The sequence below is a fragment of the Spirosoma aerolatum genome (assembly GCF_002056795.1).
Lineage (GTDB): Bacteria > Bacteroidota > Bacteroidia > Cytophagales > Spirosomataceae > Spirosoma > Spirosoma aerolatum.
Genome location: NZ_CP020104.1, coordinates 2929749 through 2946001 on the forward strand (window position 1 = coordinate 2929749; position 16253 = coordinate 2946001).

10 protein-coding genes are annotated in these 16253 nt (G+C 49.6%); 7 read left to right on the forward strand and 3 right to left on the reverse strand.

The genetic code is table 11. From position 1 onward, the window contains the following. Positions 1-110 precede the first annotated feature (110 nt). The 3 genes from B5M13_RS11800 to B5M13_RS11810 all read left to right on the forward strand — a co-directional run bounded on the left by B5M13_RS11800 (position 111) and on the right by B5M13_RS11810 (position 4747). Positions 111-2519 (forward strand): TonB-dependent receptor, encoded by a 2409-nt coding sequence (locus B5M13_RS11800; RefSeq protein WP_080055860.1) that lies wholly within the window; start codon positions 111-113, stop codon positions 2517-2519. Continuing rightward, positions 2519-3682, forward strand: coding sequence for a DUF4249 domain-containing protein (locus tag B5M13_RS11805; RefSeq protein WP_080055861.1), 1164 nt, complete (start codon positions 2519-2521; stop codon positions 3680-3682). The genes B5M13_RS11800 and B5M13_RS11805 overlap by 1 nt, the downstream gene beginning before the upstream one ends. A 72-nt stretch (positions 3683-3754) precedes the next feature. Further along, positions 3755-4747 carry a glycosyltransferase family 9 protein gene (locus B5M13_RS11810; protein ID WP_080055862.1) on the forward strand — a complete coding sequence of 331 codons (993 nt, stop codon included), beginning with the start codon at positions 3755-3757 and terminating at the stop codon, positions 4745-4747. A 10-nt stretch (positions 4748-4757) separates the two neighbouring features. Here B5M13_RS11810 and B5M13_RS11815 read toward each other — a convergent pair whose 3' ends face one another. After that, the gene (locus B5M13_RS11815; protein ID WP_080055863.1) at positions 4758-5819 is read right to left on the reverse strand and encodes a glycosyltransferase family 9 protein; all 1062 of its coding nucleotides are present in this window, start codon (positions 5817-5819) and stop codon (positions 4758-4760) included. 111 nt (positions 5820-5930) lie between these two features. Continuing rightward, positions 5931-6533, reverse strand: coding sequence for a DUF4254 domain-containing protein (locus B5M13_RS11820; protein WP_080055864.1), 603 nt, complete (start codon positions 6531-6533; stop codon positions 5931-5933). A 267-nt stretch (positions 6534-6800) separates the two neighbouring features. On the opposite strand from B5M13_RS11820, the gene B5M13_RS11825 reads away from it, so the two are divergent. The 4 genes from B5M13_RS11825 (at position 6801) to B5M13_RS11840 (ending at position 14900) form a co-directional block, all read left to right on the forward strand. Continuing rightward, positions 6801-7424, forward strand: coding sequence for a TetR/AcrR family transcriptional regulator (locus B5M13_RS11825; protein ID WP_080055865.1), 624 nt, complete (start codon positions 6801-6803; stop codon positions 7422-7424). 148 nt (positions 7425-7572) lie between these two features. Next, positions 7573-9900 carry a GAF domain-containing protein gene (locus B5M13_RS11830; protein WP_080055866.1) on the forward strand — a complete coding sequence of 776 codons (2328 nt, stop codon included), beginning with the start codon at positions 7573-7575 and terminating at the stop codon, positions 9898-9900. 15 nt (positions 9901-9915) lie between these two features. Next, positions 9916-13596, forward strand: a complete 3681-nt coding sequence (locus B5M13_RS11835) for a BamA/TamA family outer membrane protein (RefSeq protein WP_080055867.1) — start codon at positions 9916-9918, stop codon at positions 13594-13596. Positions 13597-13619: 23 nt separating this feature from the next. Then, complete coding sequence (locus B5M13_RS11840; protein WP_080055868.1) at positions 13620-14900, forward strand: Pycsar system effector family protein; 1281 nt, start codon at positions 13620-13622, stop codon at positions 14898-14900. A 48-nt stretch (positions 14901-14948) separates the two neighbouring features. On the opposite strand, the gene B5M13_RS11845 is transcribed toward B5M13_RS11840, so the two are convergent. Continuing rightward, positions 14949-16163 (reverse strand): molybdopterin molybdotransferase MoeA, encoded by a 1215-nt coding sequence (locus tag B5M13_RS11845; RefSeq protein ID WP_080055869.1) that lies wholly within the window; start codon positions 16161-16163, stop codon positions 14949-14951. Positions 16164-16253 lie beyond the last annotated feature (90 nt).

The window sequence follows — 16253 nt, forward strand, 5'->3', positions numbered from 1 at the left end:
TCAGTTAATAAGGACGTAAAGAGGGTAAATTCAGCGAATTAGCTCTTTATGTTTGTAAGGTTCCCCGATAAATAATCTGATTCTATCCTGCGCATCCTAAACCCGGCTCTATGCGGTTATTACCTGTACTATTCGTTTTCTATTGTATACTCAACGGGGCTTTTGCCCAGCAAAGGCCAAACACCAATGCTTCTGCTACCTTTTCGGCTACGGGTTATGTAAAGGATGCCAAAACCGGCAAGCCCATTCAGGGGGTAAACATCGTTGTACTGAATGTATCGAAAGGCTACGTAACCGCCAAGGATGGCTTCTACACCGTACAACTCTCGCCCGGCAAGTACGTTTTGCGGTTTTCCCATGTAGGCTATCGATCGCGTCAGGATACAATCGTGCTGAACAGTACCCTTTTTCGCGAAGTGATGATGGAAGATGACTCCAAAGACCTGGAGGAAGTTGTCGTGACGAGCGAAGCCCCCGACCGTAATGTGCGCAAGGTCGAGATGGGGGTGTCGCAACTGACCATCCGAAGTATCCGACGGATTCCGCCACTGATGGGGGAGGTCGATGTTGTGCGGAGTCTGCTGTTGTTGCCTGGCGTTACAACGGTAGGCGAAGGGGCTCCCGGTTTCAACGTGCGCGGAGGAAGCACGGATCAGAATCTAATTTTGTTCGATGATGCGCCGGTATTCAATTCGGGGCACCTAATGGGATTTTTCTCGGTATTCAACCCCGACGTCGTGCGCGAGGTAACCCTGAATCGGGGTGGTGTGGCGGCAGCCTACGGAGGCAGAGCATCGTCGGTGCTGGATGTGAGAATCAAAGAGCCTGATGCCCAGAAGTGGGGAGTTAATGGCGGCATTGGCCTTATTTCGAGCCGCCTGGGTGTAGAAGGCCCTATCGTCAAGAATAAACTGTCGTTTCTAGCTGCTGTTCGGGCTTCATTCAACGACTTTCTTTTTAAACTGGCTCCTCCCAATCTACGCGGTACAACGGCTAATTTTTACGATATAACGACCAAGCTTAAGTACCAGCCCAGCGAGAAAAATACGATCACATTTACGGGCTATGTCAGTACGGATGTGTTCAAGCTGGCATCCGATTCGCTGTCGGGTCAGGAGATCAATGCGTCGTCGACGAAGTTCAATTACCAGACAATGACTGGCTCGGTTCGCTGGAATTACTTTATGAGTAAGCAATTGAACCTGGCTACATCAGTCATTTTTAGCCATTATAAGGCCGATTTGTCGGTGCCTGATTCGGCCAATGCATTTGATTTAAAATCGGGCGTTTGGCATCGGCAAATCAAATCCGATCTGACCTATACACCGAATGAGACCCACCAGTGGCAGGTTGGTGTTAGTGCCATCGATTATTCCATCCAGCCGAATACGCGTATTCCGGGTCCATACTCCAATATTCTGCCGATCGACATCGCTCGGGAGCAGGCGTATGAACTGGCCGCTTACATTCAGGATGAATGGAAACTGAATACCGACGTATCGCTCATTGCCGGGTTGCGGTATTCTACGCTGCTGAATCGGGGACCGGCTTCCATACGAACGTACCAGGAAAATGGCCCGCGTCAAGACGAAAACGTAACGTCGACAAAGACGTACGGAGCTGGTAAAATTTACAATACAATGGGGGGGCTGGAGCCCCGACTGGCACTTCGGTGGTCGGTAGGCGAGGGGAAATCGATTAAAGCGGGCTACAGTCGTTTACGGCAGTATATTCAGCAGGTAACCAATACTACGGCAGCCCTGCCTACATCGCGCTGGCACCTGAGCGATCTCTACACCAAACCCGTTATTGCTGATCAATGGTCACTGGGGTATTTTCGGAATACACCCGACAACGCGTTCGAAGTTTCGGGAGAGGTGTATTACAAAACCCTAACTAATGCCATCGACTATCGGGACGGGGCTGAACTTCAACTGGCCCAGGCTGTTGAAACCCAGATTGTGCAGGGAAGTGGCCAGGCTTATGGACTGGAAGGCCTGTTACGGAAAAATAAGGGACGCTGGACGGGCTTTATGAGCTACACCTTTGCCCGAACCTTCCTGACTATGGACAGCCCTTTTGCCAGCGAACGGGTGAACAACGGCAATCCGTATCCGGCCAATTACGATAAGCCTCACACGATCAATATTCTGGCCACGCATCGACCGACAACCTGGTTCAGTATGTCGCTCAATTTTACGTACAGCACCGGAAGGCCGACTACGCAGCCCGCAGCAATTTCCCGTATTGGGGGCGCACAGGTACCTATTTACCTGGACCGAAATCAGCAACGCGTACCGGATTATCATCGCCTTGATTTCTCCATGACGTTTGAGCAAAACCCAGAAAAGAAAAAGCGGAATCAGAGTAGCTGGGTATTTTCGGTATACAATGTATACGCCCATAAAAATGCGTATTCCATTTTTTATAAGCTAAGCCCGGCTTCGGCAAGTGATGCGTATAAACTATCCATTTTCGGCACCGCGTTTCCATCTCTGACCTATAATTTCAAATTCTGATGAAACGATATTTTCAAAGAGTGCCGCAACGGACCTTGAAAGAGCACATGAGCGAAAGCGTGAAGACCTGCCGAATGGTTTTTGCGGGTGTTTCAGCCCTTCGCTCGTTCACTCATTCACTCGTTCGCTCTTTCTTTTGGCTGATATTCGTGGCTTCCTGCGTAACAGAGTTCCAGCCCGATGCGGTCAGTATCCCGGCTTCGCTTGTGGTAGAGGGGCAAATTACCGATCAGCCAGGGCCTTATATGGTTAAACTGACCCGGACAGCCGATTATTCGTATAAAAGCCTGAACCTACTCGAAACGGGCGCTACTGTGACCATTTCGGATAATCAGGGTAATCAGGAGGTGCTGAAAGAGCAGAGTTCGGGTGGAGTCTATATGACATCGGCGACGGGTATCAAGGGGGTAGTAGGGCGTAGTTATAAACTAACCATTCAAACAAAAGCAGGAAAAAAATACGAATCGGAGCCCGAAGTATTGACGGCTGCACCACCCATTCAGAAAGTATATTACGAGTATACGGTTGAACCCGGAACGAGCAGTCTGGCAAAACGACAGGGATGGAATGTATACCTGGACACGAAAGACCCGGAAGCTGCGGGGAACTTCTATCGGTGGGACTGGACTCATTATGAATTCACGGCTGTCTGTTACAAGCGAGAAGTGCCCAATACGAATACCGTGACAGGCTTAGGCTGTTGCTCAAATTGCTGGGATATTACCCGCTGTTACAATTGTATTAATGTAACCTCAGATGCCAATATTAACGGGCAGTCCATCAGTCGCCAGTTTATTATGCGCGTGCCGTATAAATCAAAAAGTAAGTATTATCTGGAAATCCAGCAGCAGTCGTTGAGTAAGGGAGCGTATGATTTCTGGAAAAGTGTTCGCGGCCTGGTGAATAATACGGGTGGTTTGTTTGATGCGGCTCCTGCCTCGGCTCCCAGTAATCTGCATTGCGTGAATGATCCGACGACCATGGTGTATGGGTACTTCGGTGCTACCGGACTTTCGGAACAGTATATCAATATTGACAGAAGCAGCGGGCAAGGGCCACCCGACGCCGATCCACCGGTCAATATTCCCATTCCTTCAAACTGTGTAGTATGCGAGAATAGTTTATATCGGACGCCTAATCAACCGCGCTGGTGGCAGTTTTAAGGCCATATTTGACTTAGCAACCGGTTTGGTGACTTCGTATAAATCAGATATTTTTGTGCAAATGACAACAGCATGACTCGCCCGGTTAAACTATTGATTTTACAGCTTTCTTCAATCGGCGATGTTGTGCTGACGAGTCCTGTTGTGCGTTGTCTGAAGCGTCAGCTCTCTCAGGTCGAACTGCATTTTTGTACCAGGCAGTCGTATCAAGCTATTATCGATTACAATCCCTACCTTACTGGTCATCATTATTACGATGGGAACCTGTACGCGCTGATTCAGGAGCTTCGGGCTGAGCAATTCGATTATATAATCGACCTGCAAAATACGTTTCTGACCAGCCTGATCAAAGTAGCTGTAGGGTGTCGTTCCTTTAGCGTTGAAAAGCAGACGTTCCGACAGTGGTTGTACGTGCGATGGAAGATCAACGCCATGACGGAGCAGCACATCGTAGATCGGTACATGGCGACGGTTCTGCCACTTGGTGTTGAGAACGATGGTCGGGGCCTGAATTACTTTATCCCGTACAAGGATGAGGTCGAAATCGATTGGCTTCCCGAAACGCACCAGCACGACTTTGTTGCATATGCCATTGGTGGCCAGAGTCCAACGTGTCGGTTGCCTGTGTTACGGATGATTGAGTTGTGCCTGAAAATCAATTACCCCATTGTGCTTCTGGGCGATAAAAACGATCGTAAAATTGGTGACCAGATCGTTAAGGCGATTGGTGAACGGCAGATTTATAACGCCTGTGGCCATTACAACCTGAATCAATCGGCATCACTTATTCAGCGGGCGCGGGTTGTATTTAGCCATGATACTGGGCTAATGCATATAGCGGCTGCCTTTCGTAAAAAAGTCTATTCAATTTGGGGTAGCACTACTCCTCAATTTGGCTATTATCCGTATAAAACTCCGCACGTTCGGCTCGAAACGCTTGGCCTGCCCTGTCGCCCCTGCACAACGGCTAGCTCGGGCACTTGTCCTATGAAGCACTTCAAGTGCATGAATAACCTTTCGTTCGATTTCGAGGTAAAAGAACTGCGGATAAAGAAGAATTTTTAGGGCATGTTAACTAATCGATCGGGTTAAGCATCTGTTTTACCCGATCGGCGACTGCCTCTACTGTAATCAGGTGGAGGCAGGCTAAGTCACCACGCCAGCAAGGCTTATTACCAAAAACAGAACAAGGTCGGCAGGGAAGTACATTGGTAGAAACTTGCAGAATGGCTTCATCCCCCTGCCCCCAGGGGCCAAAACCTGCATCAGGATGCGTAGCACCCCAGATTGAGAGAACAGGTACACCGCTTAGGGCCGCCAGGTGCATATTGCCCGAATCCATACACAGCATTCCATTCAACCGTTGGATGAGCATCAGTTCAGCTGCCAGACCGAGTTTCCCTGCTACCAGAATGGCTTGTTGGTATTGTTGCTGTAGTGTTTTCAGTTGAACGATTTCCTGTGAGCCACCTCCAAACAGAAAAACAGTAACCGGTGTGTCTGTATACAGTTGGTTGAGTAAAGGAGCTAACCGTTCGAATGGCCACATCTTTTGTTCATGTTGCGCAAAAGGCGCAATGCCTAACCAACGTGTGCCAGACGGAATCGATTGTTGGTTCAGGAAAGAGTTCAGTTCGTCGTTGGCCGAGGCTACGGGTTGGAACCGGAATTGGTTTGCAGGTTGGAGAGCAAACCCGGCCATGTCGAAAACCTGGGCGTAGCGTTCAACAGTATGTAGAAGTTGACGACGTATTTTGCCCTCCTTTCGGGTCAGTTCCTTTTTTTCGCTTCGCCCTTTATCGATGGTTGCTGAGGGCGTGCCAACTGCCTGGAAAAGAGCTTTTAGGACACCAGAACGCAAATTCTGATGGGCATCGATCAGGGCATCGAATGGCCCTAGTGCACGGAGTTCAGTAAATAGTTGAACCAGACCTTTCAATCCCTTGTGTCGGCCATCGAAATCAGCCCCAACCACACGTACGTTCGGAAACTGGGCAAAAAAAACGGCAAATTTCTGCCGGGTTACCAGGGTAATACCTACGTCGGGATAGCGAAATGTAAACGCCTGAATGACAGGAGTTAGTAAGGCTACATCGCCCATAGCCGAAAACCGAAGCAGGAGCAGACTCTTTTTCAATGTGTAGTATAGGCTATAAGTTATAGGATGTATGAAGTATGGTGTATGAACCAGTATCAAGTCATGCTCATCCGACTTACATCTTATACCCTATATCATACATCCTATAACTTACGCTTGTCCGTAAAGTATCGGATTCAGCGTTGGGTCGTTGTACATTTTCATTTGTCGGTACACTTTCATATACCGGTCTCCTTTCTGAATATCTTCCAGAAGCTCGTCGAAGCAGCGGGCCAGATCTGTTTCCTGTTCAAGGAGCACAGCTAGTTTCTGTTGCGCTTTCTGGCGGTGTTCGTCTGATACATCCGGGCGGTCGACTTGCTCGTTGAAGTGGTAAAGCTTCAATTGGAGGATCGACATGCGGTCAAGGAGCCAGGCCGGTGTTTCAGAATTCATTCGGGCCGACGATTTGGGGGTAATGTCAGCAAAAAGGTCTGAGAACCAGCTATCAATCAGTTCTACTGTATCCGTACGGTCCTGGTTCGACTGGTCGATTCGGCGTTTGATCGCTACTAACTCGCTTGGGCTAATCGTTGGGCTGCGAATAATGTCTTCAAGATGCCATTGGACGGTATCGATCCAGTTTTTCTGGTACAGCAGATACGCGACATCGTTGATTGAATAGGGGTTGTTGATAGGCGTATCGACCTGATCGGTCAGGTGATAGTCCTGAATACTCTGGCGAAAAATGGTAGTAGCAAAAGTGGCGTTCATAAGCAATCAATCAAGTACAAAGATACAGCTTTTCGTGGGTTATGCCCAGCAGCAGACAACAGGTGCAACCGAACAACCCGTCACAACGACTTACTAATGGCCTCCAGGAGTGGGCTTATGGGGAGTCAACGTGCCGTCTGCGGATAAAATCAACCATCAATCCTTACGACTGGCAGAAATGAACCTTTCCTTAAAATTTAAACGTTTGTTTAAAACAGACTTTGAAATTCTTAGCTCTCTTGCCCTGACCTATTAACCAGTACGATAATGCGTTGTAGCCCCTCAAAAAATACAGAAGAGCGAATTCGGGAAGCCGCCCGCCAGGTCTTTCTGGAGAAAGGGTATGACGGTACTACCTCACGAGACATTGCTGATGCCGCTGGAATCAATATCGCCCTGACCAACTACTACTTTCGCAGTAAGGAAAAGCTGTTTATCAGCATTTTCGATGAGCTGATCCAGTTGTTTTTTGAAGGAATGTTCCGCATCCTGAACAAGCCGATTGGATTGCGCGAGAAAATCGCAGAGCTAGTCGAGCATGATTTTCAACTGATGAAGAACAACCCCAGTCTCAGCATTTTTGTCATGAACGAGATTCATCGGAATCCCGAACGTATGGCCAATGCTGTAGAGGCTCGGAAGCAATTTCAGCAATCCGTATTTGATGAACAGCTTCGCCGGGAAGCGGCACTTGGGCACATTCGCCCTATCGAAGCCATGCACCTTACGGTAATGATTGTGGCCAATATTCAATTCCTGTTTGTCAGTAAGGCGATGCATATCCGAATCTGGCACATGAGCGAAGACGCGTTTGAGGCTTTTGCCAATCGGCACAAAGACATCGTTATCGACATGATTACCAGCTATTTATTTGCCTTTGAAAGTGTCTGATTTTTAGTGTTTAATCCACCCGATTCTATGAATTTCCAATGCTGAATGGTGTCGTCGTATACGATCAGACAGGTTTAGCGCCAACTCAGTCAATGAACCGAACCCGGCTAGTGTGTACAAACGTCTGGTTCGCAACCATACATCCTCTATGGAAGCAATTTTTACCGTTCCGCCGGTTGTTGATCTGCCGGTTGATTTTCGGCTTTCGTTTCGACCCTTTGTGGCGTTTCTGAAAGCACAGCAACAAAAATTCTCCTCCGCTACGGAACTATCCCGGCTGTATACGTATCTGATCGACCGATTTATGGCAGCAGATGCGCTGACCGACTCTCCGGAACTTCGATTGAGCGAAGCGCAGTTGACGGAGTTATTTCAGTTGGTGAGTATGGCGATGCTCCCACTCTCGCAAACTCGACCAATCCCGTTTGCGTTTGGGCTCCCGTTGCCGCTCACGTTTTTTTACTACTCATCGGCTTTTGAAGCCTTGATTCGGCAGGTGCCAGAGTTTCTGCATAAAGCGCCTGATCAAATTCAATGGGAGAAAAAGAAATTTTACCTCTACCAGCTCATTCTCGACAGGTGTTACGGAATCAAAACCAATGAAGCCTGCGGGCCGACCATGCATTTTGAAAAGGAGCAGGACGGCTTGATGCGCTACTACCAGATGGAAGTCGATGCGTCGTTTTTCGAACCCCGCGTCGAAGGCGAATTACCGCCACTACAGTCGGCCTGGGTTGATTTTGCCAATGGGCTGGGGCCGTTGCCGCAAGGAAACGACGCCCTGCCGCTGGACCGATTTACATTCGAAGGGTTTTCTTTTTTTCGGATCGAAGACATTACCGAAACGGAAACTATCCGACAGTTGGAGGATGTGTTTGTGCACCTTCAGTCGGATACGGAGCCGGTGATTTACCGTCGGTTCGAAACGGCGATGCGGAACCTGTGCGGACGACCGGATCTGCAGATTAGTCTGATGCCGCTGCCGCAAATAAACGGACATTTTGTTCACCACCCCGAAGGAAAGCAACGCAGCATTTTTATGCGGAATGCGGTCAATCCGATGGATGAGTTTAATGACCCGGATACACAAGTGCTGGCAGCTAAATTAATGAAGAATCCGGTGCCGTATGTATTTGCGGGTCTACAAGGGTTGCCCGAAGCGAAGACTAAGGCGTTGACCGAACAGAATATTCGGAGTTTGCTGGTGTACCCCATCGTGATGGCCAACGAAGAGTTAGGGATTCTGGAAATGGCTAGTTCGCAGCCCGATGCCTTCGACGATAAAGTGTTGAAGATCATCGAGCGCATTAAGCCGCTGGTGCAGGAACTGCTCCGCTATCAACTAAATCAGTTCAAGGCTGAAATTGAGCAGTTGGTTCGGACGAAGTTCACGTCGTTGCAACCTGCCGTCGCGTGGCGGTTTTATAAAGAAGCCTGGGAAGAACTACGACGTAGCCGATCGGGCGATTCAACGGAGCAACTGTCCCCCGTACGGTTCGAACAGGTGTATCCGCTCTATGGGGCCATCGATATTCGGAATTCGTCGGTTGAACGGCACAAGTCGGTGCGGCAGGATTTAGCCGATCAGTTACTGGCCGTGGAAGCTATTTTTATGCATGCCCATTTCCCTCCACAGCAGGAGCGACCCGAACAACTCCGGCTCGAAAACTATGCCTGTCAGAAACGGCTACAAGAGGGAATGGCTGCTGAGGATGAGCAGGAGATAGGTCTCTTTCTGGTCAATACCATCAATCCGTATCTGCGTCAGCTTATGCAGGAGCATCATCCATTATTGCCTGAGCTGGAAGCTTATTTTGCGCAAATCGACCCCATGACCGGGTTGTTTAACCGGGCGTTGAAACGGTATGAGCTGACCATGGACAAACTCAACACAACTGTAAACGATTATATTAATCAGGAGGAAAAACAGCTACAGACGATCTATCCGCACTACTTTGAACGCTATCGTACCGATGGCACCGAGTATACGATCTACATTGGTCAGTCTATTGCTCCCGATAAACCGTTTGCACGTCCGATTCATCGGCAGTTGATCGAGTGGCAATTGTCGTCGATGGTGAAAACGGCCCGGCTGACGCAGAAGCTGATTCCAGAGCTCCCTTTACCCCTGAAAACGACGCAACTCATTCTGGCGCATGCCCATCCGGTCGATATTGGGTTCCGGCAGGACGAACGCCGATTCGATGTGGAAGGGTCCTATAGCATTCGGTATGAGGTCGTTAAAAAGCGGATCGACAAAGCGTTGGTAGAAGGGACCGGCCAACGGCTGACCCAACCCGACACCATCGCGCTGGTCTATAGCCATATCTCTGAAATTGGTGATTACATCGCACAAATCGAACGGTTACAGGTGAGTGGCGATTTGAAACCGGAGATAGAATTCCTCAATCTGCAACCCCTGCAGGGTGTGTTTAACCTGAAAGCACTTCGGGTGGGTATCAATTACAAGGCGTAACGACAGTCCAGAACCATGAAACGAGTACAAAAAGCAGGGTATGGGCTGGTGGGTCTACTATGCCTTTGTAGTAGTGTTATCTCAACGTACGCACAGGTAAAGACAGCTCCGGCTGGCGATTCGATCCGGCAGCGGGTGATCCTGATTGGCGATGCCGGGCGTTTACGAAACGGTAAAAACCCAGTTGTGGATGCCGTATCCAGCCGCTACGACCTGAACGATTCCCGCACAACGCTGCTGTATCTGGGCGATAATGTGTACACCTACGGACTTCCCGAGAAAGGCAGTCCTGGTTATGATTCACTTGTTGCTGTGCTGGCGTATCAGGCCCGGCCTGGATTGGCCCGGCCTGGATTGGGTAAAGCTGGAAAGGTACTCTTTATTCCGGGCAATCACGACTGGTCGAAGGGGCGGCCGGATGGTTGGGAACGCATCAAACGACAGGGCGAATGGCTGGATAGTTTACAGGCTCCTAACATTCGAATGGTACCATCGGGCGGTTGTCCCGGACCGGAGGAAATTCCTCTGGGGGCTAATCTGGTGCTGGTAGTAGTCGATACGCAGTGGTGGCTGCATCCGTATACCAAACCGGGTGTTGAGTCGGACTGCGCCTGCAAGAGTGAGGACGAAGTGTTGGCCCGCCTGTCGGATATCGCCTACCGGAATAAGGGCAAAGGAATCATTCTGGCAACGCACCATCCCATGCGTAGCTATGGTATTCACGGTGGTTACTATACGCTGAAGCAGCACATTTTTCCGCTCACGGAGTTTTCGTCGGGATTGTATATTCCCTTACCCGTAATCGGCTCCATTTATCCGTTGGTGCGGGGTGTGTTCGGTAATATTCAGGACCTGTCCAATCCCAGTTATCAACTGATGGTGAAAGCATTCGAGCGGGCTATGGCGCCTGCCCCAAATGTGGTGTTCGTAGCCGGGCATGACCATGCCTTGCAGCACATTGTGGATGGGGCGCGTAACTATATTGTGAGTGGATCAGGTATAAACCGTGAACGGGTAAAGCGGGGTAAACTGGCTCAGTTTGTCAGCAGCGATTGGGGGTATGTTGTACTGGACTTACTGGCTAATGGTAAGCTGAATGCTACTTTTTATACCGTCGATGAACAGGCAAAGGCTAATGAAGCGCATACCGCTACGTTGTTTACAGTTCCAACGAAAGTCGATACCGTAACAGCAAACGGGCAACGGCCCAACTGGCCCGATAGCGTACAGGTAGCCATTGCGCCTGAATACGAACGTGTTGGGCGTGTTCATCGCTGGTTGCTGGGTACGAATTACCGGACGGAGTGGGCTTCGACCGTGAAGTTGCCGGTTTTCGATATCAGACGTACGATGGGCGGATTCAAAATTTTACAGCGTGGGGGAGGTTTCCAAACCAAATCGCTACGAATCGAGGACTCTAGCGGACGAGAATGGGTATTACGAAGTATTCAGAAAGACCCCGCCAAAGCACTGCCTCGTGTCTTACAGCAGACCATTGCCAAAGATGTCTTGCAGGATGAAATATCGGCTGGCTACCCGTTCGCTCCCTTAGCCGTACCTATTCTGGCGCAGGCGGCTGGGGTACCCCATGCTAATCCTCGTGTGGTGTATCTACCCGACGACCCTGCTCTGGGGATTTATCAGGCCGATTTTGGTAATAGTGTGTACCTGTTCGAAGAGCGAAGCCCCGGGGATAATAAATCGGTCAGTACACCCAAAGTGCTGGATGCACTGGAAAAAGATAACGACAATCGGGTCGATGAAAAGGCGGTATTGCGGGCGCGAATGCTCGATTTGTTCATGGGCGATTGGGACCGTCACGAAGATCAATGGCGCTGGGGAAGTCGAAAACAGGATAAAGGCAAGCTCTATTACCCCATTCCCCGCGACCGTGACCAGGTGTTTTTTCGGGCAAACGGACTCCTGCCAACAATCGGTTCACTGCCTTGGATACAGCCTAAATTTCAGGGGTTTACAGCCAGGTTGCCGAATGTAAATGGATTTATGTTCAATGGCCGCTATTTCGACCGGCTGTTTTTACACGGTCTGACCGAACAGGATTGGACAGTGGAGCTAAAAAAACTGCACGATGCCTTAACGGACGGAGTACTGGAACAGGCCATCCGGCAGTTGCCCGAAGCATCCCAGAAAAAAAACGGACAGAAATTGCTGGAAACGCTAAAAATTCGGCGGGAATGGCTTTTGAAAGAAGGGTTAACCTATTATCGCTTTTTAGCCAAAGCGGTCGATATTCCCGGTTCGGATAAGGCCGAATTGTTTCGCATCGAACACCTGCCCGACAATAAGCTGACGGTTTCCGTCTTTAAAATCACCCGAAATGGGGTAGACGATTCGCCACTGTATCGTCGGGAGTTTGATGGACGCGTAACGGACGAGGTCCGGTTGTACGGTCGTAAAGGCGATGATCGGTTTGAGGTTGTTGGTACCCAGCCTGCTCATATTCGGGTGCGGCTTATCGGTGGGAAAGGCGAAGATGTATTTACCGTAGCAGGACAGCCAGGAAAACCACGAATCTATGACGCACGTACCGAAGCCAATGTACTGCCTGAAGCGGGTAAACTAGTTGATCGTCGTTCGACCGACAAAACAGTCAACCAGTACGACCCGCATGCCTTCAAGTATGATCGGGTAGCCCCGTTAGCAACCATCGGCTTTAACCCGGACGATGGGCTGATTCTGGGTGCGGGTGTGCAGTGGATCAAACAGGGGTTTCGCAAAACACCCTATGCGGCTATGAATCGTCTGATGATTACTCGCTCACTGGCTACCGAAGCCATGTCGATTAAATACGACGGTATGTTCACGGACCTGATTGGCAAAAATGACCTATGGCTCAGTGCCTTTTCGAAAGCCCCCGACAACGTAACCAACTTTTTCGGCCCCGGCAACGAAACGGTCTACGATAAAAGTCATTCGATTCGCTATTATCGTACCCGCTATGATCTGATTAACGTTGCTGCCTTGCTGAAGCCCGAAACCGGCAATCATATGGAACTGTCGGTGGGGCCAGTTTTTCAGCATTTCAGTCTCAATCGAGGCGATAATGGCGGTCGATTTATTGAGAAGTACCTGGCCGATTTGCTTCCTCAGGAACGTTTTCTGCAGCAGGAGAGCTACGTAGGGCTACAGGCTGGGCTATTGATCAACAACCGGAATAATCCCGTACAGCCTTCGCGGGGTTTACACTGGAATACGACGATCCTGGCTCTGCAGGGATTCGACGAACAAAGCAATAACCTGCTGCAATTTCGAACGGATCTGAGTGTCTATACCAGCTTCAGCCCAGCCGCCCGCCTTGTCATTTCCAACCGAATTGGTGGTGGGTTAACGTACGGAAATCCGGCATTTTACCAGTTGCTGTACCTGGGTGGCCAGGATAATCTGCGCGGATTCCGGACCTATCGATTTGCGGGAAATCACCTGATCTATCATAACATCGAAGCCCGGCTGAAGCTGTTCAGTTTTCGGTCTTTTCTGTTTCCAGCCAGTGTAGGCTTACTAGCGTTCAACGATGTGGGGCGGGTGTGGCTCAACGGGGAGTCGTCGCATCGCTGGCACGACGGCTATGGTGCAGGACTCTATATGAATCCAGCTCAATTACTTACAATAACAGCCTCCATTGGTTTTTCCGACGAATCAACCTTACCTTACGTGTCGCTCGGTTTCCGATTCTGATTTTACCGAAAAACTTTAACCCGATGGTTCCTGACCTTTTAACACAGACCGAAATCTACGCTACTCATTTTTTTGCTGACCACCTAAGCCCTGATTTTACCTATCACAATCGGGAACATACGCAGGAGGTTGTGCAGGCTGTCGATCAAATGGCGCGATTTTATAAACTGTCGGAGTCGGACTATACGACGGTAATGGTAGCGGCCTGGTTGCACGACCTGGGGAATCTGACCGGGCCATCCAGTGGGCATGAGGAGCGTAGTGCCGGATTAGCTGCTGATTTTTTAACAAAGCTGGGTGTTTCGACAGAGGTTATCGGGAATGTTCAGGCCTGCATTCAGGCCACTAAAATGCCGCAATCACCTTCCAGTCAACTGGAAAAAATACTGTGCGATGCCGACCTGTTTCACCTGGGTAGCGAAGATTATCCTGATTACCAGAAACGGCTTCGAAAAGAACAGGAAAACCGGACGGGTATGGAGATTCCGGGGAAAGTTTGGCGACAACAGAACATTTCCCTGCTCGAAAGTCATCGCTACTTCACCGACTATGCCCAGGAGAGACTGGGGATCGGACAGGCTGAGAACCTGCGTCAGTTGTTGGAAAAACAAGCTGAAAAGGCTGCGGGCAAGGAGGCTAAGCATGAAAAAAACACCCCGAAAGAACCTGCCGTTGTTGCTGAGCAGCCCACTCCTGATACGAACGAGCCGTCAGGAGTAGAGTCATTGAGTTGGAAAGAACCAAAGGAAAAGAAAAAAGATAAGGACAAGGACAAACGTTCAGAACGTGGTATCGAAACCATGTTTCGGACAACATCGACCAATCACATGCGACTAAGCGAAATTGCCGACAGCAAAGCCAATATTATGATCTCGGTCAATTCGATTATGGTATCGGTGGTTGTATCAGTATTACCGCGCCGGATCGAGGAGAATCCCTACCTGATGGTTCCTACCACCTTATTTTTAATTACGTCGGTACTAACCATCGTGTTTGCCATCCTGACTACCCGGCCCAACGTCAGTCATGGCACCTTTAGTCATAGTGACATTGAGCAGGGTAAAGGAAATCTACTATTTTTTGGTAATTTTTACCAGATGAGCCTGGGCGAGTATGAATGGGGTATCCAGCAATTGATGAATGACAGTTCGTATCTCTACAACTCAATGGCCCGAGATATATACTATCTGGGGCTGGTGCTGGCTAAAAAATACAAACTACTACGGGTAGCTTATAACATATTTATGTTTGGGTTCATCATTTCTATTCTGGCCTTTCTGGTTGTGTTTTTCATTAAAAAGTAAGCATCAAATGTAAACTTCCCGAAAGATTACTCCGTTCGGGAAGTTTTGCTATACAGATGTCGGCCATACCTGGAAGGCTTCACCAGCCCCAAACTCTGATCGGTCGGAAGGTAGTTCCATAAAACCATCGGCGGCTAACAGATTGGCAAAATCGGCAGAGCCAGAACCGGGTAGCGGATGAGCCATTGTTCGTCCGTCAGGTTCAGAAGTAAGCCGGACAGGTAGGAAATAGGTGATGGCTGGTTTGAAAACAATGGGTTGAGCGAGCTGGGCATAGTGTACAGGAGCCGGGCCTAGCCCAAGCGATGCCCTAAGGTAGGGAATAACATACCGATACGCACATAAAACGGTCGAAACGGGGTTGCCGGGAAGAGCAAAAACGGTTCGATTCGGATAGACCATATCGGCTGACGAGGTTCCGAACCAGAGTGGCTTGCCCGGTCGTTGTTCAATTTTATGAAAATGCTTCTGAATACCCAGTCGCGCCAGTACATCCGGTACAAAATCGGCTTTCCCGGCCGATACACCCCCGCTCAGAATCAGAACGTCATTGTTCGCCAATAACGCCTGAATGGCCGTCTGTAATTGGTATTCATCATCGATAATGTGATGTAGGGTAGCCGAAATGCCGAGCGAAGTAAGAGCCGCCCGCAGCATGTAGGTATTCGACCGGCGTATCTGATGGGGGAGGGGTGTGGCTCCCACATCGACCAGTTCATCGCCGGTTGAAATGAGTGCCACGCGGGGAAGCGTAGAAACGACAATCGTTGCTTTTCCAACCGAAGCGGCTACGGCAATGGCGGATGGACTCAGCCGAGTTCCTACAGGCAGCAATTCATCGCCCGTCCGACGGTCGACAGCCTGGACGTGGACGTGTTGTCCTAAGATTGCATCGTCAATCGTAACCGTGGCCTGACCGTTCGATACGGTTATATCTTCATACCGAACAACTGTATCGATTCCCGCAGGTAGCATGGCTCCCGTCATCACCTCCAGGCAGGCTGTTGGATCAGATAGGGTTTGCTGGGGCTGACCGGCAAATTGCTGTCCGATAATCGTGAAGGTTCGTTGACCGGAAGCATAAGCGGCATACGCAATCCCAATGCCATCCATCGATACGCGATTGAATGGTGGAAAGTCACGGTCGACATACACCGGTTCGCGCAGTACGCGCCCTAACGAATCGTTTAGCGAAACAGCCTCGGTAGGCAGCGTAAGCAGGTGTTGTTGAGTAACGGCAAAGGCTTCGGCAACAGAAAGCATGGGGGCAATGAATAATGGAGAATGAACTATGAATATTGGACAATGTACAATGAAAATGCCTAATACGGTTCCTCTATTTGTACCTTTACA